This window comes from Rhodovulum strictum, assembly GCF_009649175.1.
Lineage (GTDB): Bacteria > Pseudomonadota > Alphaproteobacteria > Rhodobacterales > Rhodobacteraceae > Rhodovulum > Rhodovulum strictum.
Genome location: NZ_WJPO01000018.1, coordinates 42,631 through 65,732, shown reverse-complemented (window position 1 = coordinate 65,732; position 23,102 = coordinate 42,631). Strand labels below are relative to the sequence as shown.

19 protein-coding genes are annotated in these 23,102 nt (G+C 68.4%); 11 read left to right on the top strand and 8 right to left on the bottom strand.

What is annotated here, in order from left to right; all coding sequences use genetic code 11:
* The first annotated feature begins 134 nt into the window (after window positions 1-134).
* Both GH815_RS12030 and GH815_RS12025 read left to right on the top strand, forming a co-directional pair.
* Window positions 135-2,312, top strand: coding sequence for a TRAP transporter permease (locus GH815_RS12030; RefSeq protein ID WP_153749019.1), 2,178 nt, complete (start codon window positions 135-137; stop codon window positions 2,310-2,312).
* A gap of 82 nt (window positions 2,313-2,394) precedes the next feature.
* Complete coding sequence (locus GH815_RS12025; RefSeq protein ID WP_343030821.1) at window positions 2,395-4,698, top strand: Tex family protein; 2,304 nt, start codon at window positions 2,395-2,397, stop codon at window positions 4,696-4,698.
* Here GH815_RS12025 and GH815_RS12020 read toward each other — a convergent pair whose 3' ends face one another.
* From GH815_RS12020 to GH815_RS12010, 3 genes are all read right to left on the bottom strand, one after another.
* Entirely contained in the window at window positions 4,699-6,030 is a 1,332-nt protein-coding gene (locus GH815_RS12020; protein WP_153749018.1) for a TRAP transporter large permease, read from the bottom strand.
* The gene (locus GH815_RS12015) at window positions 6,023-6,505 is read right to left on the bottom strand and encodes a TRAP transporter small permease (protein WP_153749017.1); all 483 of its coding nucleotides are present in this window, start codon (window positions 6,503-6,505) and stop codon (window positions 6,023-6,025) included. The genes GH815_RS12020 and GH815_RS12015 overlap by 8 nt, the downstream gene beginning before the upstream one ends.
* A 67-nt stretch (window positions 6,506-6,572) precedes the next feature.
* Window positions 6,573-7,577, bottom strand: a complete 1,005-nt coding sequence (locus GH815_RS12010; protein WP_153749016.1) for a DctP family TRAP transporter solute-binding subunit — start codon at window positions 7,575-7,577, stop codon at window positions 6,573-6,575.
* 175 nt (window positions 7,578-7,752) lie between these two features.
* Here GH815_RS12010 and GH815_RS12005 point away from each other — a divergent pair, with 175 nt between their 5' ends.
* A complete protein-coding gene (locus tag GH815_RS12005) occupies window positions 7,753-8,565 on the top strand; it encodes an NAD(+)--dinitrogen-reductase ADP-D-ribosyltransferase (RefSeq protein WP_153749015.1) in 813 nt (270 codons plus the stop codon).
* Window positions 8,558-9,454, top strand: coding sequence for an ADP-ribosyl-[dinitrogen reductase] hydrolase (draG, locus tag GH815_RS12000; protein WP_153749014.1), 897 nt, complete (start codon window positions 8,558-8,560; stop codon window positions 9,452-9,454). Before GH815_RS12005 ends, draG begins: the two co-directional genes overlap by 8 nt.
* Here draG and GH815_RS19205 read toward each other — a convergent pair.
* Entirely contained in the window at window positions 9,451-10,707 is a 1,257-nt protein-coding gene (locus GH815_RS19205; RefSeq protein WP_246176406.1) for a cyclin-dependent kinase inhibitor 3 family protein, read from the bottom strand. The genes draG and GH815_RS19205 overlap by 4 nt on opposite strands.
* A gap of 102 nt (window positions 10,708-10,809) precedes the next feature.
* On the opposite strand from GH815_RS19205, the gene GH815_RS11990 reads away from it, so the two are divergent.
* The 7 genes from GH815_RS11990 (at window position 10,810) to GH815_RS11960 (ending at window position 20,622) form a co-directional block, all read left to right on the top strand.
* Complete coding sequence (locus tag GH815_RS11990) at window positions 10,810-12,951, top strand: methyl-accepting chemotaxis protein (RefSeq protein WP_153749013.1); 2,142 nt, start codon at window positions 10,810-10,812, stop codon at window positions 12,949-12,951.
* A gap of 537 nt (window positions 12,952-13,488) precedes the next feature.
* On the top strand, window positions 13,489-15,471 hold the full coding sequence (locus GH815_RS11985; protein ID WP_153749012.1) for an FAD-dependent oxidoreductase: 1,983 nt from the start codon (window positions 13,489-13,491) through the stop codon (window positions 15,469-15,471).
* 3 nt (window positions 15,472-15,474) lie between these two features.
* A complete protein-coding gene (locus GH815_RS11980) occupies window positions 15,475-17,328 on the top strand; it encodes a [FeFe] hydrogenase, group A (protein WP_153749011.1) in 1,854 nt (617 codons plus the stop codon).
* Entirely contained in the window at window positions 17,325-18,305 is a 981-nt protein-coding gene (locus GH815_RS11975; protein WP_153749010.1) for an ABC transporter substrate-binding protein, read from the top strand. The genes GH815_RS11980 and GH815_RS11975 overlap by 4 nt, the downstream gene beginning before the upstream one ends.
* A gap of 4 nt (window positions 18,306-18,309) precedes the next feature.
* Window positions 18,310-19,083 (top strand): ABC transporter permease, encoded by a 774-nt coding sequence (locus GH815_RS11970; protein ID WP_153749009.1) that lies wholly within the window; start codon window positions 18,310-18,312, stop codon window positions 19,081-19,083.
* Window positions 19,080-19,718, top strand: a complete 639-nt coding sequence (locus tag GH815_RS11965) for an ABC transporter ATP-binding protein (RefSeq protein ID WP_153749008.1) — start codon at window positions 19,080-19,082, stop codon at window positions 19,716-19,718. The genes GH815_RS11970 and GH815_RS11965 overlap by 4 nt, the downstream gene beginning before the upstream one ends.
* Before the next feature lie 148 nt (window positions 19,719-19,866).
* Window positions 19,867-20,622 (top strand): M48 family metallopeptidase, encoded by a 756-nt coding sequence (locus tag GH815_RS11960; RefSeq protein ID WP_153749007.1) that lies wholly within the window; start codon window positions 19,867-19,869, stop codon window positions 20,620-20,622.
* A gap of 12 nt (window positions 20,623-20,634) precedes the next feature.
* Here the strand turns inward: GH815_RS11960 and fmt are convergent, their stop codons facing one another.
* Genes fmt through def (GH815_RS11940) form a run of 4 tightly spaced genes read right to left on the bottom strand, consistent with a single transcriptional unit; the run spans window position 20,635 to window position 23,046 of the window.
* Complete coding sequence (gene fmt, locus GH815_RS11955) at window positions 20,635-21,534, bottom strand: methionyl-tRNA formyltransferase (RefSeq protein ID WP_153749006.1); 900 nt, start codon at window positions 21,532-21,534, stop codon at window positions 20,635-20,637.
* Window positions 21,534-22,037 carry a peptide deformylase gene (def, locus tag GH815_RS11950; RefSeq protein ID WP_153749005.1) on the bottom strand — a complete coding sequence of 168 codons (504 nt, stop codon included), beginning with the start codon at window positions 22,035-22,037 and terminating at the stop codon, window positions 21,534-21,536. Before def (GH815_RS11950) ends, fmt begins: the two co-directional genes overlap by 1 nt.
* Complete coding sequence (def, locus tag GH815_RS11945; RefSeq protein ID WP_343030820.1) at window positions 22,034-22,528, bottom strand: peptide deformylase; 495 nt, start codon at window positions 22,526-22,528, stop codon at window positions 22,034-22,036. The genes def (GH815_RS11950) and def (GH815_RS11945) overlap by 4 nt, the downstream gene beginning before the upstream one ends.
* A complete protein-coding gene (gene def / locus GH815_RS11940) occupies window positions 22,525-23,046 on the bottom strand; it encodes a peptide deformylase (protein ID WP_153749004.1) in 522 nt (173 codons plus the stop codon). The genes def (GH815_RS11945) and def (GH815_RS11940) overlap by 4 nt, the downstream gene beginning before the upstream one ends.
* Window positions 23,047-23,102 lie beyond the last annotated feature (56 nt).

Sequence of the window (23,102 nt, the reverse complement as noted above, 5' to 3'; positions counted from 1 at the left end):
GGCGCAGGCGTGCGAAACGCGATCCGGCCGGCGCGCGGCGTTGGTCGGCAAAGCCGTTCAACGAATACCAAGGGCGCGGACCACCTGAGCGGATCAGGCGGGCAACCGCTCCGGCCGACCGAGGGGGGAAAGCCATGCAACCCAATCCGAAGACCGCTGTGGCGGACGAGGCGGGTCCAGACATCGCCAAGGGTGTCGACGCCGAAACCTATGCGTCGAACCAGCGCCGCCCGGGATTCATTCTGGGCCGCCTGCTGGCGCTGATCTGTGCGGGCTACACGATCTTTCATGTCGGTGTTCTTTACATTCACCCGCTGGAACCCTGGGTCTATCGTCTGATCCATGTGGGCGGCGGGCTGGCCATCGGGTTCCTGCTGTTCTCGACCGCCACATTCGGCGAGGATCCCGGCCCGCGCGGGCTGAACAGGCTGCGCCTTGCGCTGATCGCGCCGGGGGCCGCGGCGATCGCGGCGGCCTTCCTTCAGGCGATGGGTTTTCAGTTCGGCATCGGCGTCGTCGATCAGGCGGCGGCGCGCGATGCGATGGTGCTGTCCTTCGGCTGGCCGCTGCTGCTGGGGTCGATCTGGCTGGTGGGCCTGGGCTGGTTCATGCCCGACCGCAGCCGCGAGCGGCTTGATCTGGCAGATGTCTTCCTGGCCGTCGCGGCGATCACGGTTGCGCTTTACATCATCCACCACGCGCCCTTCCTGCGGCTGCGCGCGGGCACCGCGCTGGCCAAGGAGGCGGACATGTTCGCCGCGGCGGCGGGGGTGTTGCTGATCCTTGAAATGACGCGGCGGCTGGCCGGGCTGGCGTTGGTGGTGATCGCGGGGCTGTTCGTGGTCTATGCCTTTGTCGGGCCATGGCTGCCCGGCATCCTGGAACATCGCGGCTATTCGGCGACACGCTTCTTCACCTATGTCTATACCGATCAGGGCATCCTGGGCCCGACCACGGCGATTTCCTCGACCTACATCATCCTGTTCGTTACCTTCGCCGCCTTTCTTCAGGCCAGCCGCGTGGGCGAGTATTTCGTCAATTTCGCCTTTGCCGCGGCGGGGCATCTGCGCGGCGGACCGGCCAAGGTGGCGGTATTCGGCTCGGGCCTGATGGGCATGATCAACGGCACCTCGGCGGGCAATGTCGTGGCGACCGGATCGCTGACCATTCCCTTGATGAAGCGCGTGGGCTACACGCCGCGCACCGCCGGCGCGATCGAGGCCGCGGCCTCGTCGGGCGGGCAGATCCTGCCGCCGATCATGGGCGCGGGCGCCTTCATCATGTCCGAGATCACGGGCATTCCCTATACCGAGATCGTGATCGCGGCGATCATCCCCGCGCTGCTCTACTTTGCCTGCGTGCTGTTCAACGTCGATCTGGCGGCGCGGAAATACGGCATGAAGGGCCTGCCGCGCGAGGAATTGCCGCGCTTCGACGTGCTGGCGCGCAAGGCGTTCCTGTTCCTGCCGATCATCATCCTGATCGCCACGCTCTTCGCGGGCTATTCGGTCATCCGCGCGGGCGTTTGGGCGATGGCGGCGGCCACGGTGGTCAGTTGGCTGACGCCCTATCGCATGGGGCCGGTCGCGATCCTGCGCGCCTTTGAACTGGCCGCCAAGATGAGCCTGCAACTGATCGCGGTCTGTGCTGCGGCTGGCATCATCGTGGGCGTGATCGCGCTGACCGGCATCGGCACGCGGTTCTCGGGGCTGTTGCTGGGGATGGCTGGGCAAAGCCAGATCGTCGCGCTGTTCTTTGCCATGATCGTGGCGATCATCCTCGGGATGGGGATGCCGACAACGGCGGCCTATGCCGTGGCGGCCTCGGTCATCGCGCCGGGGCTGGTGCAGATGGGCATCCAGCCGCTGCTGGCGCATTTCTTCATCTTCTACTTCGCGGTGATGTCGGCGATCACGCCGCCCGTGGCGCTGGCCGCCTATGCGGGGGCGGCAATCGCGCAATCCGATCCGATGAAGACCAGCGTCGAGGCGTTCAAGTTCGGGCTGGCGGCCTTTGTCGTGCCGTTCATGATCTTTGCCTCGCCCGCCCTGCTGATGCAGGGGCACTGGACCGAGGTCGTGCATGTGACCGCCTCGGCCGCCTTCGGGGTGTTCCTGCTGTCGGCGGCGGTGCAGGGCTGGTTCATGGGGGCGCTGAACCCGGTGCTGCGGATCTTCGTGGGGGCGGCCGCGCTGGCGATGATCGACGGCGGCTGGCTGACCGATGGCATCGGTCTGGGCGCGGCGGCGGTGGTCTGGCTGCTTCAGCGCCGACAGGTCGCACCTCGGGACATCGCCCGCGGCGCAGACTGAACGGGAAGGGCGCGGGCTGCCGCTTGGCGCGGCCCGCGCCCTCCGCTAGGAAGGTCGTCCAATCGCAGACGAGGATCTTGCCGTGACGACGACCGCCCAGGACCGCATCACCCGCACCATCGCCACCGAGATCGCCGCGGCGCCCGCGCAGGTTCAGGCCGCGGTCGAGTTGCTGGATGGCGGCGCGACCGTGCCCTTCGTCGCGCGCTACCGCAAGGAGGTGACGGGCGGGCTGGACGATACCCAGTTGCGGACGCTCGCCGACCGGCTGGTCTATCTGCGCGAGATGGAGGCCCGGCGCGCGGCGATCCTGAACGCGATCCGCGACCAAGGCAAGCTGACCGACGATCTGGCCCGCGCCATCGCAGGCGCCCAGACCAAGGCCACGCTCGAAGACATCTACCTGCCCTTCAAGCCCAAGCGCCGCACCAAGGCGATGATCGCCCGCGAAAACGGGCTGGAACCGCTGTTGCGCGCGATCATCGACGACCGCGCGGCCCGGCCCGAGGCGCTGGCCGCGGGTTATCTGTCGGACGCCGTGCCCGACACCAAGACCGCGCTGGCGGGCGCGCGCGACATCCTGGCCGAGGAACTGGCCGAGAATGCCGGGCTGCTGGGCCGGCTGCGTGCCTTCATGCAGGAGGAGGCGTTCATCGCCGCCCGTGTCGTGCCCGGCAAGGAGGAGGCGGGCGCCAAGTTCTCGGATTATTTCGACCATCGCGAGAAATGGGCCACGATCCCCGCGCATCGGGCATTGGCGATCCTGCGCGCCTCGAAGGAGGAGGTGGTCACCATCGAGATCGCGCCCGATCCCGAAACCGGGGCCGCCCGCGCCGCGGGTATGGTCGCGGCCGAGATCGGGATTGCGGGCCATGGTCCGGGCGATGCCTGGCTGCGCGAGGCGGCGGGCTGGACCTGGCGGGTCAAGCTGAGCCTGACGATGTACATGGACCTTCTGGCCGAGCTGCGCCGCCGCGCCCATGAAGAGGCCATCGCGGTCTTTTCCCGCAACCTGCGCGACCTGCTGCTGGCCGCGCCTGCGGGTGCGCGCCCGACGCTGGGGCTGGACCCGGGCATCCGCACTGGCGTCAAGGCCGCGGTGGTGGATGCGACCGGCAAGCTGGTCGAGACGGCGACGCTCTATCCCTTTCAGCCCAGGAACGATCTGCGCGGGGCCATGGCGACGGTGCTGGAACTGGTGCGCCGCCATGGTGTCGAGCTGATCGCCATCGGCAACGGCACCGCCAGCCGCGAGACCGAGCGCCTTGTGGCCGAGGCGCTGCGGCTTCTGCCCGAGGGCGGGCCGCGCCCGGTCAAGGTGGTGGTGTCCGAGGCGGGCGCCTCGGTCTATTCCGCCTCGGAACTGGCCGCGCGCGAGTTTCCCGATCTGGACGTCAGCTTGCGCGGCGCCGTGTCCATCGCCCGGCGGCTACAGGATCCGCTGGCCGAGCTGGTCAAGATCGAGCCGAAATCCATCGGCGTCGGCCAGTATCAGCATGACGTGGACCAGCGCCGCCTGGCCCAGACGTTGGAGGCCGTGGTCGAGGACGCGGTGAACGCGGTGGGCGTGGATCTGAACACCGCCTCGGCGCCGCTGCTGGCCCATGTCGCGGGGCTGGGTCCGTCGCTGGCGCAGGCCATCGTCGCGCATCGCGATGCCCATGGCGCCTTTCCCTCGCGCAAGGCGCTCCTCAAGGTCGGCGGGCTGGGGCCGAAGGCGTTCGAACAGGCGGCGGGGTTTTTGCGCATCCGCGACGGGGCCGAACCGCTGGATGCCTCCTCCGTCCACCCCGAAGCCTATGGCGTGGCACGCCGGATCGTTGCCGCCTGCGGCCGCGATCTGCGTCAGATCATGGGCAACGGCGCCGCGCTCAAGGGCCTGAAACCCGAGCAATTCGTGGATGACCGCTTCGGCCTGCCCACGGTGCGCGATATCCTGGCCGAACTGGAAAAGCCCGGCCGCGACCCGCGCCCCGAATTCCGCACCGCCGCCTTTGCCGACGGGGTCGAGGACATCAAGGATCTGAAACCCGGCATGATGCTGGAAGGCACGGTGACCAATGTCGCGGCCTTCGGCGCCTTCGTCGATATCGGCGTGCATCAGGACGGGCTGGTGCATGTCAGCCAATTGGCCGACCGCTTCGTGCGCGACCCGCACGAGGTGGTCAAGGCGGGCGATGTGGTCAAGGTGCGCGTGGTCGAGATCGACATTCCCCGCAAGCGCATCGGCCTGTCGATGCGCAAGGATGCCGCCGCCGACCCGCGCCCCGCCAGCCCCGCGCGCCCCAAGGCCATGGGCAAGCCGCGTGAGGCGCGCGCGCCGGAAAGTTCCGGCCGGGGCGCGCTGGGCGATGCCCTGCGCGCCGCGATGACGCGCAAGGAGTGACTAGCGCAGCATCCCCACCAGCGTCAGCGAAAGGGCGGGCAGGGCGGCAATCACCGCCAGCCCCAGAAGGCTTGCGATCAGGAAGGGCAGGGCGCCGCGTGCGATCCGTTCGATCGACAGGCGCGTGACATTGGCGGCGACGTAGAGGTTGATGCCCACCGGCGGCGTGAACAGCCCGATGGCAAGGTTGACCATCACCACCACCCCGAACCAGACCGGATCCCAGCCCATTTCGCGCATCACGGGCAGGAAGATCGGCAGCGAGATGAACATCACCGTCACCGGGTCCATGAACATCCCCGCCACCAGCAGAACCAGCATGACGACCAGCAGGATCACCCATTCATTGCCGCTGAGACCCAGCAGCGCGCCCGAATAGCTGCCGATCAGATCCTCGACCGTGACCACCCAGCCGAACAGCCCCGCATAGGCCACCACCAGCATCACCACCGCCGACGAGGCCGCGGCATCGGCCAGTGCCTGGTAAAGCCCGCGGATCGTCAGCGAGCGATAGGCCAGCGCGCCGACGCCCAGCGCATAGACGGTCGCGACCAGCGCCGCCTCGGTGGGGGTGAAGATGCCCGAATAGATGCCGCCAAGGATCACCAGCGGCGTCAGAAGGCCCCAGAACGCCTCGCGGAAGGTGCGCCAGAGCCGACGGCCATAGGGCAGCCCGGCATGCGGCATCGGGCTCAGCGCGTCCAGCGCGGGGCTTCCGGCGGGGCCTTCGCGGCGGGCGAAGGGCAGCGTGGCCAGCATCATCAGCCCCATGAACAGGCCGGGGATGATCGCCGCAATGAACAACTGCGAGATCGAGGTTTCCGCGATCACGCCATAGATCACCAGCCCGATCGAGGGCGGGATCACGATGGACAGTGCCGCCCCGGTGCAGACCAGTCCGGCTGCATAGGCGCGGGAATAGCCGTCCTCCTCCATCCCCTTGACGATCATCGGCCCGATGGCCGCGACCGAGGCCGGCCCCGACCCGCTGACCGCGCCCCAGAACAGGCAGACCACCGTGCCGACAACCCCCATGCCGCCGGGGGTCGACCCGATCAGCACGCGGAAGAACCGGATCATGCGTTCGGCGATTCCCGTCGTGCCCATCAGCGTGCCCGCGAGGATGAAGAAGGGGATCGCCAGCAGCGAGAACTTGGTGACGCCCGCGGCGATCAGGTCGCCCACGAGGTCCAGCCCGAAGCCGATCTGCCACATCGCATGGATCGCCGACAGGCCCAGCGCAAAGGCCACGGGCACCCGCAGCGCCATCAGCAGGAACAGCAGGATCACCATTTCGGTGCCCGCGCCAAGGCCGGGGAACAGATCAGGCATCGCGGCCCCCGTCCTGCGCGCCGCGCAGCTCTGTCCAGGCATGTTGCAGATGACGGATCAGGATCAGCGCGAACCCGAAGGGCACCGCCGCCTGGTAATACCACGCAGGCAGACCCAGCGCGTAGGATCGGATCCCGCTGGCCATCTGGTTGGTCAGCGTCTGCCAGGAAAACCAGGCCGACAGCGCAAGCAGCAGCACCGACAGCGCGGCGGCCAGCACGAAAAGCGGCTTGCGCAAGGCACGTGGCAGCAGGTCATGGACCAGCGTTACCGACAGGTGTTCCCCCCGCCGCGCGGCGATGGCGGCGCCAAAGACGGTCAGCAGCAGGAAGCCGTTGGTCAGCAATTCCTCGGTCGCGGCCAGCGAATAATTGGTGCCGTAGCGCACCACCACATTGGCAAAACCGATGGCGGTCATGCCCAGGAACAGGACCGCGCAGACGATCTTTTCCGCCTCGTCGAGAAGGAATCGCATCGGGCTTCCCCGCTGTGACGCATCAGGCGGCAGGCCCGCGCCGGGCGGGCCTGCGCCGTTTCACTGGTTACTGCGCTTCCGCGATGGCCGCGCGGAACGCCTCGACGATCTCGGGGCCGACCTTGGCTGCCCAGGTGTCAAAGGCAGGCTGCGTCGCCTCGCGGAAGGCGGCCAGTTGCTCGGGCGTCAGTTCGGTGACCTCCATGCCCTTCTCGCGCAGGAAGTCGATGCCGCTGGCGGTGCCGTCGCGGGTGATCTGGCGCTGGTATTCCATCGCCTCGGTCGCGGCGGTCCGCAGCTTGTCCTGCATTTCGGCATCGTAGCTGTCCCATTTGGCCTTCGAGATGCCAAGGAAGATCGGGTCATAGGAATAATGCCAGGTTGTGAGGTATTTCTGCATCTCGTAGACCTGCTGCGGGATGATGACCGCGCCGATCGGGTTTTCCTGCCCGTCGACCACGCCCTGTTGCAGCGCGGTCAGCGTTTCCGACCATTGCATCTGCTGCGGATTGGCGCCCAGCGCGTTCATCACGTCGATATACATCGGCCCGGCCACGCGCATGTTCAGACCCTTCATGTCGTCGGGGCTGGTGATCGGGCGGGTGTTGTTTGTGATCTCGCGAAAGCCGTTCTCGCCCCAGGCCAGCACGACGATGCCCTTTTCCAGAAGGATCGCGGCCATCATCTCGCCGGGGGCGCCCTGCGTGGTCGCGTCGACCTCGTCATAGGAGGAATAGAGATAGGGCAGCGAGAACACCGCCATCTCGGGCACCAGCGGCGTGACGTTGATCGCCGAGGTCAGCACCAGGTCCAGCGCGCCGCGGCCGATCATCTCGGCCTGCTTCATCTGGTCGCCGCCCGAAAGCTGGGCATTGGGGAACACGCGCACCGAGATATCGCCGCCGGTGGCCCCAGAGATCAGTTCGCCGAACTTCTCGGCGCCCTTGTGCCAGGTGGTAGTGTCGCCGACATTGTGCGACAGCCGCAGCGTCTCGGCCGAGGCCGTGCCCAGCATCATCGCGCCCGCAACCAGGGCGGCGAACGCACCCCTGCCCAGAATGACCGCTTTCATGGAATTCCTCCGTCTTGTCCGTTCGCCCTTGCCGGGCGGATCATGCGGGGCCTGCCGTCGCGGCCCCGTGGCTGACATCAAGACCAGATGCGCGGCCCGGGTACAAGGCGCGATGCGCCCGGTGCGGTGCCGATGGGGCTTTCCCGCCCGGCCGCGATGACGCATCCTGCCCGCGATGACGGATGCGGGACAACGCTGCCTCGGCCATTCGACCAATCTGGTGGGGCGCCCGCCGGACTGGCTGGCAAGCTGCGCCTTCAACGAGGCGCCCGCTCCCCTGCATATCTGGGGCGTGCGCGAGATGAACCCCAGCCTTTTCGCCATGCTGGACAAGGCCGAAACCCTGGCCGAGGCGGGCGGGGCGTTCCTGGTCTACATGATCGCCATGTTCGGCCTTGATGACGAACAGCGTGACGGGGGGGCGGGCAAGCGGCGGTTCCGGTCCTCGTTCCTGCGGCTGATCCAGGGCTGGAGCTTTGACAGCAACGGCCCCGAGGGCGCGGTTCTGAAAGGCTGGGTCGAAAGCCGCTTCGGCGTCTGCCCGTCCTTTCACAAGGGCATCATCGCGCAATTTTCCGATCCGGCCTGGGCGGGCTATGTCGAGGAAAAGATGGCCAGCGGCTTTCACAACAACGCAATCTGGGTGCAGCTCGACCTGCTGTTCGAGTTCTGCCAATGGGCGATCGCGCGCTTTGCCTTTCCGGGCCAGACCCATCTGACGCTGTTTCGCGGGGTGAACGGCTTTGACGAACACCGGATCGTCGAGCGGATCGACAGGCGCGCGGCGGTGGTCCGGCTGAACAACCTGGTGTCCTTCACCACCGACCGCAGCGTGGCCGACTGTTTCGGCGACCGCATCCTGACCGCCCGGGTGCCGCTGGCCAAGGTGCTGTTCTTCAACGGCCTTCTGCCCGCCACCCTGCCGCGCGGCGAGGCCGAGGTGCTGGCGCTGGGCGGCGAATACCGGGTGAGGGTGGACTATGTCTGAGCGGTCCCGTCCGGACGTCGAGGACCGCGCGCTTGCGGCCTATCTGGGGCTTGCCATCGGCGATGCGCTGGGCGCCACCGTCGAATTCATGACCGCACGCGAGATCGCCGCGCAACATGGCGTTCACCGCGAGATCACGGGCGGCGGCTGGCTGAAGCTGGCGCCGGGGCAGGTGACCGACGACACCGAGATGGCGCTGGCGCTGGGCCGGTCGCTGTTGCGCGCGGGCGGGTTAGACGCGCGCGATCTGTGCGAGGAATTTGCCGCCTGGCTTGCCACCGGCCCCGCCGATGTCGGCAATACCTGCCGCCGCGGTATCCGGCGTTTCCTGCGCGATGGCTCTGTCGCGGGCAGCTATTCCGAGGGCGATGCGGGCAATGGCGCGGCGATGCGCGTGCTGCCCGTGGCGCTGGCGACGCTGGGCAATCCCGGGCGGGCCGAGGACTGGACGCTGGCACAGGCCCGCAGCACGCATCACCATCCGCTGTCAGATGCCGCCTGTCTGGCGCTGGTGCGCATGGTCCATCTGCTACTGGACGGGCAGGGCCGCGATGCCGTGCAGGCCGAGGCCGAGGCGCTTGTCACCGGCCACCGCGTGTTCCGCTTTGCGCCCTATCCCGGCCAATCCTCGCCCTTCATCGTCGATACGGTGCAGACGGTCCTGCATCACTTTCTGAGTGCCGAGGGGTTCGAGGATACCCTGATCGCGACCGTCAATCAGGGGGGCGATGCCGACACCACCGGGGCGATTGCGGGCATGCTTGCGGGTGCTGCCTGGGGCATGGCGGCGATCCCCGCGCGCTGGCTGGCCGCGCTGGACCCGGCCATCGCGGCGGCGATTCGCGGGCAGGTGCCGGGGTTGCTGGCGCTGGCGCGGGGCGGCAGCTAGGGGGCGCGCCGGGCCAGATCCGCCTTGCGTGCGATCAGCCGTTCGGCCAGCGCCGGGCGCCCGCCGCCAATCTCCACGGCCTGCCGGATCGCGGCATCGGGGATCGCAGTCACCACCGCGATGGCATCGGCAATCGCGGCCGCGTCCATGTCGCCGAACAGCCGCAGCGCATGGGGGTTGTCGGGATCGCTGCGCAGCCGGTCGATCTCGTCCACGCTGTCGCCAAAGGCCCGGCCCTTGGGATCGCCCGAGGCGCGGAATTCAAGCGCACCCCCGACATCCAGCGTCAGCACGCGCCCCCCCGCCACGCCCTGATTGTCGCCCTCGAACCCGGCCGCGTCCCAGTTCGCCGTCCAGGAATGAACGCCCAGCCAGCGCTGCGCCTGATTTCGTTCCTCCGGGCTGAACCGGGCAATGTGCCGCTTGTCCAGATCGACAAGGGCGGTCGCGACCTGCACGGGCGATGCGGCGGGCAGATAGTCCAGTATCGGCGCCCCGGCCAGCCGGTAGAGCCGCGCGGCGAGGTATTCGTTGCGCGCCTGCGCAGGCGTTTCCAGTTCCTTGACATAGAACCGCCGCCCCCCGGCATCCTGCCAGATCCCGCCCGGATTGCTGCCCAGCCGCCCGCCGACCCGCTCCATCGTCGTTATGTCGACCAGATCGGTCACGGCCCGCGTGCGCCGGACCAGTGCAAGTTGCGAGGGAGTCTCGATCGCGCCGGGCCGGGCACGGCGCACCGCGCGGATCGCTGCATCGGGCTCTGTCCCCAGTTCCACCAGCAGCCGCGCCGCGATCATCCCCGCCCGGCCCAGCCCGCCCTTGCAATGAACCAGCACATTGCCCCCGGCGCGGATCAGCGCGCGGATGTCCCGGCCATGGTCCTGCCATCCGACCTCGAATTCCGGGCCTGGCACCGAGTAGTCGGCAATCGGCAGATGCCGCCAGTCCAGCCCCCGGCGCCGCACCTCGGCCCCCAGATCGGGCACCTTCAGCGCGGCCAGTTCGGCCGGTTCGACCAGTGTCAGAACCATCCGCGCACCCCAGGCCGCGATCGCGTCAAGGTCCAGATCCAGATCGCGCGCCCAGGCGCCGGTGGCGGCGGCCCTGTCCTGTTTGCCGGGGCAAAAGGTGATTCCGATGCGCCCATGCGCAGGGTCAGTACGGACCTCCGCGATCTGAAGCGGGTGTGTCAGGCTCGTTCTGGCCCCGGCCATGCCGGACCTCTCTTTCAGGAATTCGGCTGCGAAAGCCAAGGCATAGCGCAAAGACCTGCCCTGCACCATGGCCTTCGGCCGTTCACTGTTCCTTCAGGTCTGGCTGCAATACAGGCGGCAAAGCGTATGGAGTCTCGGAGCATGGGCAACCTGTTCGCAACGGTTTCCGGCAAGCTGGTGCTTGCCGCGGGTGCCGCCATCACGGCGATCTTGCTGGCGTTTTCCGTCTATAGCGGCGTGGATGCATCGCGGACCGTCGAACGGCAGGTGATGGAGCTTGCCACGGAAAAGGCCGGCGTTGTCGCGCAGAAGGTTGCCGTCCACATCACCGAGGCGACGGCCGCCGGCGCGGCGCTGGGCGGGTCCATTGCGGGCTATCTCGGGACCGAGGGGGCCAATACGGCGAATGTCATCGAGATGCTCAAGGCCGTTCCCGCGCATAATGACAGCCTCTATTCCGCCTGGATGGCCGGGCTGCCGGACGGCACGACCGACGCCTATCTGGGCGGAACGGAAGGCCGCAATGCCGATGGCGTGTTCACCCCCTACTGGACAAGGTCAGCGGCCGGGCCGCTTGTGTTCCAGACCTTTCCCATCGTCGTCGAGGAGCAATGGTTCGCGCTGCCCATGGAAACCGGCCAAGGCGTGATCACCGAGGCCTATCTGTCGACCGAGGGGCGACTGCTGACCTCGGCCGCAATGCCGATCAGGGTCGAGGGCCGGATCGTCGGCATCGCGGGCGTCGACATCGTGCTGAGCGATCTGACCGCCATGCTGGGCGCGTTCGACGCATTTCCGGGCGGCCGCGTCATGCTGGTCGACGAGGGCGGCAAATGGCTTGCCAATCCCGACAGCGACAAGCTGACCCAGGCCTATGGCGACACGGGCGGCGATTTCGTGCTTGCGGCGCTGAGTGACGGTCAGCCGCGCGCGATCCGCGGCCTGCCCGATGGCAGCACAAGGCTTGTCTATCCCTTCACCGCGCCGGGCATGCACAAGACATGGGCCGCGATCCTTGACGTACCGTCCGCGGTGTTCACCGGCCCGGTGCGCAGCGCCGTGTCCGATTCGGTGCTGAGCGGGGCGCTGATCCTGCTGATGGCGCTGGGCACCATCCTGGTTGCCTCGACCGCGATGGTGCGTCGCCCGCTTGCCCGGATGCTGGCGGCCGTCGACGAACTGGCCTCGGGCATCTACGACAAGCCGGTGCCCGGAGCGGATCGCCGCGACGAGATCGGGGCCATGGCCGCCTCGGTCGAGGCGCTGCGCCAGGGCCTTCTTGAGAAAGAGGCGCTGGAGGCCGGTCAGGACCGGCTGCGGGCCGAACAGGCCAAGGTGGTCGACACGCTTGCCTCCAGCCTCAAGGGGTTGGCCCAGGGCAATCTCGATATCGAGATCCGCGACCGTTTCCCGGGCGGCTATGACCAGCTTCGGGTGGATTTCAACGAGGCGGTCGCGCGTCTGGCGGGGCTGATCCGCTCGATCTCGGACTCGGCCCGGTCCATCGCAGCCAGCGTCCGCGAAATCACCGATTCGTCCACCGATCTGTCGCATCGCACCGAATCCTCGGCCGCGACGCTTGAAGAAACCGCGGCTGCGTTGAACGAAATGACGACCGCCGTCCGCGGTGCGGCCCATGGTGCCCGGCAGGCCGATGCCCTTGTCGCGGATGCCAATCAGAAGGCCCAGACCAGTTCGGGCGTCGTGGACGAAACCGTTTCCGCGATGAGCGCGATCGAGGCGTCCTCGGAAAAGATCACCACGATCATCAATGTCATCGACGACATCGCCTTCCAGACCAACCTGCTGGCACTGAATGCCGGGGTCGAGGCCGCGCGGGCGGGCGAGACTGGGCGCGGCTTCGCCGTCGTCGCCTCCGAGGTGCGCGGGCTGGCGCAGCGCTCGTCCGATGCGGCCCGCGAGATCACGGCGCTGATCTCGCAATCGCGCAGCCAGGTCAGCCATGGCGTCGAACTTGTCGGCCGTGTAGACGAGGCGTTGCAGTCGATCATCGCCTCGATCGGCGACATCGCCCGCCACGTCGGCGACATCGCGACCTCGACCGACGATCAGGCCTCTGGCATCGACGATATCAACGTGTCGGTTGCCCATCTCGACCGGACCCAGCAACAGAACGCAGCGATGTTCGAGGAAACGGTCGCGGCCTGCACCGCGCTTGATCAGGAGGCACGGGGCCTTTCGGACTTGGTCGGCCAGTTCCGCATCGCCAGCGCATTGCAGGAACCGGGCTGGGGCGCCCCCCGATCCAATGCCGCCGCCTGACCGCGTCGGACCCGGCCGCGCCCGCTTGAACCGGACGTTTCGCACGCGCAACTGATGCAGCCGATCGTCTGGACCCGCTGAGGGTCGGCAAGGCCGTCGGGCGAAGCCTGCGCTTCTCGCTTGGCTCGGCCGCTTCGCGATCGCCCGGGGCCAAACGGCTGATCGCCAGACCGCCTCCTTTCCCCGGATCGACAGGCCACGCGCGCGCGGCGTTATTCATGCACCAGAATGGGGCGGCAAGCGCCAGGGAAACAAGGCGCTCACCTCAGGGGCAATCACGGCTGGGCTTGCCCCGGCAAACCCTGTTCCGGTTCGGGGCCGCTTACGCTGCCCCGGCCAGGACCATGAAGCAAATCGCTCAATCCCCGCATGCTCCGGGCGCAGCAGTCCCGTTGCAACCATCGCGCTCCGCAAGCCGGGGTGCAACCCGCGATCACGAAAGCGCTTCCTTGCGCTGGATCAATGCCCCTGCGGCCTGCCCGGGCGAGGCTGGGCACCGGGGGCTGGTTCTGGCGACCGCCGGGAAAGGAGCGCGCCATGACAGACGTGGTTTACGGGGTCTGGGACGGGGTCGTCCATGACCGGCAGGCGGGGCAGGCCACCCTTGAGCCGCGCAATTTCGACGAGTTCGACGAGGGCAACCCGATCCGCGCCTTTTTCGGGGATCGCGGCTTCTTCGTGTTCGATGAAACCGTCAGCCTGGTGGACGCGCTGTTTCACTACATGCGCAAGGCGGCCGAGCAATCCTGCGGCGTCTGCACGCCCTGCCGGATGGGCACGGTTCTGGTGCGCGATGCGCTGGACGCGATGCGGCGCGGGCTGGATGCGCCGCTGGATCTGGATCAGATCGGGATGCTGGGCGAGCAGATGCGGGAAACCTCGCTTTGCGGGCTGGGCCAGACCTGTGCGGTGGCGCTGCTGGATGCGCTGCATCATTTCCGCGACCGGATCGAGGCCGAACTGGCCCCGAAACGCCCGATCCGCGCGCAGCACGGCATGGCCTACATGACCGCGCCCTGCATCGAGGCCTGCCCCTCCAAGGTCAATGTGCCGCGTTACATCGACTATATCCGCGACGGCAAGCCCGAGAACTCTCTGGGGGTGCTCTTGCAGAAATATCCGATGGCGGCGACCTGCGGGCGGGTCTGCGTGCGCTATTGCGAACAGGCCTGCCGGCGCAAGTTCGTGGACGAGGCGGTGGGCATCAAGACCCTGAAACGCTTCGTCGCCGACCAGCAAAGCGGCCCGAACGCGCTGACATTCACCCGCGACATGATCCGCAAGCCGCTGGATCCGGCCATGCGGGTGGCGGTGGTCGGTGCGGGTCCGGCGGGCATTTCCTGTGCCTATCACCTGTTGTTGCGCGGCTATCACGTCGATGTGTTCGACAAGGCAGGCCAGGCGGGCGGCATGGCGCAGATCGGCATTCCCGCCTACCGGCTGCCCAAAGACACGCTGGCGCTGGAAACCGACATCATCGCCGATCTGGGCGGGCGGTTCCTGTTCGGCCAGCAGCTCGGCCGCGATTTCAGCATCGACGATCTGTTCGCGCGCGGCTACCGGGCGGTGTTCCTGGGGCTTGGCTGCCAGGCGGGATCGCGGCTGGGGGTCGAGGGCGAGGACGCGGCGCGGGCGGGCTATTTCAGCGGCATCGACTTCCTGTTGCGCGTTCACGATCATGTTGCGGGTGCTGCGCCGCTGTCCCTGTCGGGCGAGGTGCTGGTGGTGGGCGGCGGCAATGTCGCGATGGATTGCGTGCGCTCGGCGATCCGGCTGGGGGCGGGGCGCGTGCATGTCCTGTATCGCCGCACCCGCGCGGACATGCCCGCCGATCCCGGCGAGATCGCGGATGCCGAGGCCGAGGGCGTCACCTTTCACACGCTTTGCAACCCGGTCCGCGTCGTCACGCAGAATGGCCGGGTCACCGGCGTCGTGGTCGCGCAGATGGAACAGAGCGAGCCCGACGACAGCGGCCGGCGCAAGGTCCGCCCGATCCCGGGCAGCGAGGTCACGCTGCCCTGCGACACGCTGATCGCCGCCATCGGCCAGCAGGTCGAGGATGGCGGCCGGATCGAGGCGGACGGCATCGCGCTGGACCGCTGGCGCTGCGTGGCCGCCGATGACGCGCTCACGACTTCGCGGCCGGGCGTCTTTGCGGGGGGCGATTGCGTGACCGGCCCCTCGACGCTGATCTGGGCGATGGCCGACGGGCTGAAGGCCGCGCGCAATATCGACGACTGGATCCAGCGCGGCTCGGTCAGGTTCTACAAGCGCGCAAGGATGCGCAAGCTGATCGCCGACAACGATTTCCTGGCCAATGACGTGGTCGAAACCCCGGTGCGCAACGCCTATCGCGTGCATAATCCCGAACTAGACCCCGAACTGCGCAAACGCATGTTCGAGGAGGTCGAACAGACGATCAGCGCCAAGGCCGCCTATGCCGAGGCGCAACGCTGCATGCGTTGCTATCGCGTCTACACGGTCCTAACCGGCCATCCCATCCCCGAAGGAGCGGTCTGAGCCATGTATACCTCCGGCCCCGACACACCCGGCCCCGACGCGCCCGAGACCGTGGCGCTGACCCTCAACGGCACGCCCTGCACGGGCCGGGCGAACGAAACCATCCTGTCCTGTGCGCGGCGGCATGACATCTACATCCCGACGCTGTGCGAACTGGACGACATCGACCACACCCCCGGCACCTGCCGGGTCTGCGTGGTCGAGATCGTGCAGGCCGGTCGCGACACGCCGCAGATCGTGACCGCCTGCAACACGCCCATCCGCGACGGGATGGAAGTGCGGACCCGCAGCAAGCGCGCCCGCGACATGCAGCGCTTGCAGGTGGAACTGCTGATGGCCGACCATTTGCAGGATTGCGCGACCTGCATCCGCCACGGCAATTGCGAATTGCAGGATCTGGCGCAGTTCGTCGGGCTCAAGGAAAATCGCTTCTTCGACCGTGCCCGGACCGAGGCGCGTCCCATCGACCTGACCTCGCCCGCGATGGTGCGCGACATGCGCCGCTGCGTGCGCTGCCAGCGCTGCGTCGCGATCTGCCGTCATCACCAGCAGGTCGATGCGCTGGCGATGGAGGGCACCGGGCTTGACCGGCTGGTGGCGCTGCGGGGCGCCGAGGATTACCCCTCCTCGGCCTGCGTGTCCTGCGGGCAATGCGTTCTGGTCTGCCCCACCGGCGCGCTGGGCGAACGCGACGAGACCGACCGGGCCATCGACTATATCTGCGACCCTGATCTGGTGACGGTGGTGCAATTCGCCCCCGCCGTGCGCGTCGCCTTTGGCGAGGAATTCGGCATGCCCCCCGGCACCAATGTCGAGGGGCATATCGCCACCGCCTGCCGCAGGCTGGGCATCGACGTGGTGCTGGACACCAATTTCGCGGCGGATGTCGTCATCATGGAGGAAGGCGCCGAATTGCTGGGCCGGCTCAAGGCCGGTCGCCGGCCCACCTTTACCTCGTGCTGCCCGGCCTGGATCGACTTTGCCGAGATCCATTATCCCGAGATCCTGCCGCTTCTGTCCTCGACCCGGTCGCCGCAACAGGTGCTGTCGGCCGTGGCCAAGACCTGGCTGCCCGAGAAGCTGGGCGTTCCGGCCGAGCGGATCCGGGTGATTTCGATCATGCCCTGCGTCGCCAAGAAAGAGGAGGCGGCGCGCCCGCAACTGGCGCGCGACGGGCGGCCCGATACCGATCTGGTGCTGACCACCCGCGAATTCGCGCGCCTGTTGCGCCGCGAGGGGATCGACCTGAAGGCGCTGGAACCCTCGGGCTTCGACAGCCCCTTGCTGCGTGAATATTCCGGTGCGGGCGCCATCTTCGGCACCACCGGCGGCGTGATGGAGGCCGCGCTGCGCACCGTCTATGCCATCGTCAACGGAAGCGAACTGGAGCAGATCGAACTGACCCAGTTGCGCGGTTTCGAAGGCATCCGCGAGGCCCGCGTCGATCTGGGCGGGCCGGTGGGCGAGGTCAGGGTGGCCATGGTCCACGGGCTTGGCGACACCCGTGCGCTGGTGGAATCGGTGCTGGCAGGCACGGCCGATTACGATTTCATCGAGGTCATGGCCTGCCCCGGCGGCTGCGTCGATGGGGGCGGGTCGCTGCGTTCGAAAAAGGCGTATCTGCCGCTGGCCCAGAAACGGCGCGAAACGATCTATGCGGTCGACCGCGCCGCCCGCGTGCGCCAGTCGCACAACAACCCGCAGGTGCAGGCGCTCTATCGCGATTTCCTGGGCGCGCCGAACTCGGAACTGGCGCACCGGCTGCTGCACACGAGCTATGAGGACCGACGGCGCGAATTGAAGCATACCGTCAAGGAAATCTGGGACGACATCACCATGAGCACGATGGTCTATTGACCCGGGCGCTGTCGTTTGACCGCCGCGCCGTTCTGGCCGGGCTGGCCGCACTGCCCCTTGCGGGCCCGGCGCGGGGGGGCGAGCCCCTGACGCTCTGGGGCATTCCGGGCACGCCTTCGGCGGTCTTTGCCGGGGCGGTGGCGTCCGAACGGTTCCAGAGCGCCGCCCCCGGCGCGCGGTTCGAGATCTGGAAAAGCACCGACCAGTTGCGCGCGGGCATCGCCTCGGGCGCATTCCGGCTGTTTGCCAGTTCCACCTATGCCGCGGCCAATTTCTTCAATCGCGGGGCGGGCACGCGGATGGTGAATGTCGTGACCTGGGGTGTGCTTTACGTCATGGCGCGCGATGACCGCATCCGCTCGATCGCGGATCTGGCGGGTCGAAGGGTGCTGTTGTCGAACAAGAACGAGGCGCCGGATCTGTTGTTTCGTATGGTGCTGGGCTGGGCCGGGCTGGACCCAGACCGCGATCTGCGGCTCGACTATGTCGGTTCGCCGGGCGAGGCGGTGCCGCTGTTCCTGTCCGGGCGGGGCGATGTGGCGCTGCTGCACGAACCGGCCGCTACGGCCGCGCAGATCCGCGCCGAACGCGAAGGCTTGCCCCTGATCCGCGCGCTCGACATCGCCGAGATCTATGGCCAGCATACCGGGCGCGGCCCGCGGATCCCGCAGGTCGGGCTGGCGGTCAGTGCCGAATTTCTGGACCGCGCGCCCGAAATTGTCGCCGCCGCCCATGCCGCCTGTATCGAGGCCGCCGATTGGGCGCAGGCCGACCCGGCGGCGGCGGGCGCGCTGGCCGCGCCGCATCTGGGTCTTGCGCCCGAGATCGTGGCCCGCTCGCTGCCCTTCGTGCGGCTTGACGTGGTGACGGCGCGGCAGGCGCAGCAGGATATCGAGACCTATTTCCAGCACCTCATGGCGCTGGCCCCGGGCATCGTCGCGCACCGCCTGCCCGATGCCGATTTCTACTGGGGCTAGGGAAATGGCGAACAAGCCCCGCCCCTCCCGGCTCTGGAGCCTTGCGGGCCTTGCCCTGCTGGCGATCCTGTGGGAGGCCGGGCATCGCATCTGGGGGCCATTGGTGCTGCCCGGTCTGGCCGAGACGGGCGTCACGCTTTGGCACATGATCGCCGAGGGCCGCGTTGCCCCGGCGCTGGCCCAGACCGCCGGGAATGCCGGGATGGGATGGGTGCTGGGCGCGGCGGCGGGCATGATCGCCGGAACACTGGCGGGCCTGCGTCCCGAGGCGCAGCGGGCATTGCAGCCGGTCGCGGTGGTGCTGCTGGGGATCCCCGCGATTGCCTGGGTGGTGCTGGCGCTGCTGTGGTTCGGTGGGCGCTGGGCGGTCGTGTTCACCGTGGCCGTGGCGACCGGCCCGCTGGTCTTTGCCGCGGCCGTGGCCGGGGTTCACAGCCTCGATGGCGGGCTGATCCGAATGGCGCGGGCGTTTCGGGTGCCGCTTGGCGCACGGCTTGCCCACATGCACCTGCCGCATATGCTGGGCCATGTGTTTCCCGCGCTGGCCACGACGCTGGCGATGTCTTGGAAGGTTTCGGTCATGGCCGAGTTGCTGGCCGGTGCGGGCGGTATCGGCGACGGGCTGGCCACCGCGCGCGCGCATGTCGATACGGTCGCGATTATGGCCTGGGTGCTGGTCGTGGTGGCGGTGCTGGTCGCGGTCGATCTGGCGCTGCTGCAACCGCTTCAGCGCCGGATGGCCCATTGGCGCGATGACGGGCGGGGCGTCGGGGCATGAGCGAACCGCTGCGCCTTGACGGCGTCGATTTCGCCCATGACGGCAGGCCGGTGCTGCGCGGGCTTGACCTGATATTGCCCGCGGGCACGATCACCGCGCTGATGGGGCCATCGGGCTGCGGCAAGAGCACGCTGATCGCGCTGGCCGCCGGGCTTCTGACCCCCGATGCGGGTCGGGTCGCGCGGCGCTGCACGCGACTGGGGATCGTGTTTCAGGATCCGGCGCTGTTGCCGTGGAAGACGGCGCTGGGCAATGTCGGCTTCGCGCTGCGGGGGCTGGACCTTGGCGCGGCAGAGCGGCGCGCGCGTGCCGTGGCGATGCTGGATGCGGTCGGGCTGGGCCCCGGCGATGCCGGGAAATACCCCCGCCAGCTTTCGGGCGGCATGCGTCAGCGGGTGGCGCTGGCCCGTGCGCTGGCGGTCGAGCCGGATTTGCTGCTTTGCGACGAACCCTTTGCGGCGCTCGATGCCGAACCGCGCCGCGCCTTGTGGCAGCTCTTGCGGGACATCCGCGACCGCACCGGCCTGACCATGCTGGTCGTTACCCATGACCGGGACGAGGCGAGGACCGAGGCCGACTGTCTGGCCGTGATGGCCGACGGCCGGATCACGCAATCGGGGCAGCCCGGCGCCTGATGAAAGGCCCGGGCAGGATCGGCAAAAGGCTGCCCCGCACGCCCGATCCCCACTGGACGATCCGGGGGGGCGGTGCCTATCTAGGGCGCATGCCGGGCGGGCCGCAGGCTGCACCCGCCCGGCCCACGCATCCTGTGAGGACATCGCCTTGGCCTGTTGCTGTCTGACCCGCCGCCACTTTCTTGCCTCCACCGCCGCCGGATCGGTGCTGTCGCTCTCGGGCTGCGTCGGGGCGCCGCCTGCGATGGTGTCCTCGTCCGAGGTGGAATCCATGGGGCTGCGCGCCTGGTCGGAACTGCGCGCGCAACAACCGCTGTCGCGCGATGCCGGGTTCCAGTCCTCGGCCACGCAGGTTTCACGGCGGCTGCTGACCCATCTGGGCGAGCCGACCGGCGCGTGGGAGGTGCAGGTCTTCGCCTCGCCCGAGATCAACGCCTTTGCCCTGCCGGGACGCAAGATCGGCGTCTACGAAGGCATGTTCCGCGTCGCCCGCACGCCCGACCAGCTTGCCGCCGTGATCGGTCACGAGATCGGGCATCTTCTGGCCAACCACCCGCAGGAGCGCATCAGCGCCGAGGTCGCGACCGAAACCGGGCTGCGGCTCATCGGCGGGATGCTGGGCGCAAGCAATGTGGGCAATGCCGATGTCATCACCGCCGCGCTGGGGCTGGGGGCGCAGGTCGGGCTGCTGTTGCCCTATTCGCGCAACCAGGAGCTTGAGGCCGACGAATTCGGCGTCCGGGCGATGGTCGGCGCGGGGTACGAGGGGCGGCAGGCGATCACGCTCTGGCAGCAGATGGAACTGGCCGGTGGCGCGCGCTCGCCCGAGTTTCTGGCGACCCATCCGGCGCCGGCCGCCCGCATCGGCGCGATGGAGCGGCTTCTGGCGACTCTGCCGGCCTGAGGCTGCGGCGGATCAGTCCAGCCGCTCGGGCAGGGCAAGGCCGCGCAGGATCTCGGCGGCCTGCATCGGCCGCTTGCCCTCGCGCTGGGCTTCCAGAACCTCGATTGCGCCCGATCCGCAGGCGATGGTCAGCCCGCCCAGCACCTGACCGGGCGTGCCCGTGCCATCGGCCAGCCGCGCGCGCAACAGCTTCAGTCGTTCGCCCCCGACCATGCACCAGGCGCCGGGGAAGGGGGACAAGCCGTTGATCTGACGCACGATCCCGGTAGCGGGGCGGGTCCAGTCCACGCGCGCCTCGGCCTTGTCGATCTTGTCGGCATAGATCACGCCCGCCTCGGGCTGCGGCGCGGGCGGCTGATCGTCCAGCCGGTCCAGCGCCTGCACGATCAGCCGCGCGCCCATGGCGGACAGCCGGTCGTGCAACTCGCCGGTGGTTTCCTCGGCCCCGATCGGCGTTGCCTCGCGCAAGAGCACGGGGCCGGTATCCAGCCCCGCCTCCATCCGCATGATGCAGATGCCGGTTTCCGCGTCGCCCGCCATGATCGCCCGGTGGATCGGCGCCGCGCCGCGCCAGCGCGGCAACAGCGAGGCGTGGATGTTCAGACAGCCCAGCCGCGGCGCGTCCAGCACCGGCTGCGGCAGGATCAGCCCATAGGCGACCACGACCGCCACATCGGCGCCCAAAGCGGCGAACTCGGCCTGCGCCTCGGCGCTGCGCAGCGATACCGGGTGACGAACCGGCAGGCCCAGCGCCTCGGCGCGGGCCTGGACGGGCGAGGGGCGGTCCTTCTTGCCGCGACCGGCGGGGCGGGGGGGCTGGCAATAGACCGCGGCAATCTGGTGGCCCGCATCGACCAGTGCATCGAGCACCGGCACCGAGAAATCGGGCGTGCCCATGAAGACGACGCGCATCAGCCCCGCCCCAGCTTGGCGGCCTTTTTCAAAAGCCGGTCGCGTTTCAGCCGCGACAGGTTGTCGAAATACATCCGGCCCTCCAGATGGTCGATCTGGTGCTGTACCGAGGTCGCCCAGAGCTCGGCAAACTCGCGGTCCTCGACGACGCCATCCTGGTTCAGGAAGCGCACCGTCACCTGCGCGGGGCGCGTGATCTCGGCCCAAACGCCGGGCAGGCAAGGGCTGGCCTCGTCATGGGCGTTCAGCGCGGCCGAGGCGGCGACGATCCGGGGATTGGCCATGCGCACGACCTGACCGCGGCTGTCCGAGCAATCCACGACCGCCAGCCGCAGCATGACCCCGATCTGCGGTGCGGCAAGGCCCACACCCTGCCCCGGCATCGCCTCCATCGTGTCGATCATGTCGGCCCAATGAGCGCGGATCTCGTCGGTGACGGTCTCGACCGGGGCGGCGGCGGTCTTCAGGCGCGGATCGGGCCATTGCAGGATCGGCCGGATCATGCGCGATATGTCCGTTCCAGTTCGGCGCGTGCTTCGGGGCTGACGCGGTCGAAGGTCACGATGCCGTCCAGATGGTCGATCTCGTGCTGGGCGCAGATCGCCGGAAAGCCCACCAGCGTCTCGCGTTGCTCGGTGTCGTCGATGTCGCGCCAGCGCAGGGCGATCTCGACCGGCCGTTCGATCTCGACCACGATGCCGGGGATCGACAGGCAACCCTCGGGGCCGGTGGCGGTGTCCTCTGACCACGCCTCGATCACCGGGTCGAGGAAGATGCGTGGCGCGCGCGGCCCCGCCCGGCCGTTCACATCCATCACGAAGATCCGCCGGGACACGCCCACCTGCGGCGCGGCCAGCCCCCGGCCGGGCGCGTCATACATCGTCTCCAGCATGTCCGCGACCAGCACGCGGATTTCGTCGGTGATCTCGCCCACCGGGGCGCAGGGCGCGGTCAGGCGCGGATCGGGCCAGGTGACGATCGGCAGGATGCTCACGCCCGGGCCCGATCGCGCTTGATCTTCTGCATCTTGCGCGTGATGAGCTGGCGTTTCAGCGGCTTGAGATAGTCGATGAACAGAATGCCATCCAGATGGTCGATCTCGTGCTGGACGCAGGTCGCCCAGAGGCCCGAGAATTTCTCTTCCTTCTGGTCGCCCGCAGGATCGGTCCAGCGCACCACGACCTCGGAGGGGCGCGTCACCTCGGCATAGGTCTCGGGCACCGAAAGGCAGCCTTCCTCGTGGATGTTGCGCTCGTCCGATTTCCAGACCACTTCGGGGTTGAACATGGCAAAGGGCCGGGGCCGCGTGCCCACGTCCTTGGCGCAATCCATCACGATCAGGCGGGTCAGAACCCCCACCTGCGGCGCGGCTAGGCCGATGCCCGGCGCGTCATACATGGTGGCCAGCATGTCCTCGGCCAGGCGCTGCAATTCGCCCGTGATGTCCGACACGGGGTCGGCCACCGTCTTCAGGCGCGGATCGGGATGGATCAGGATCGGTCGGATGCTCATGGCGGATGGATTTAGGCGAATCGAGGCCGCCTTGCAATGCGACGAACGCTTGCGCC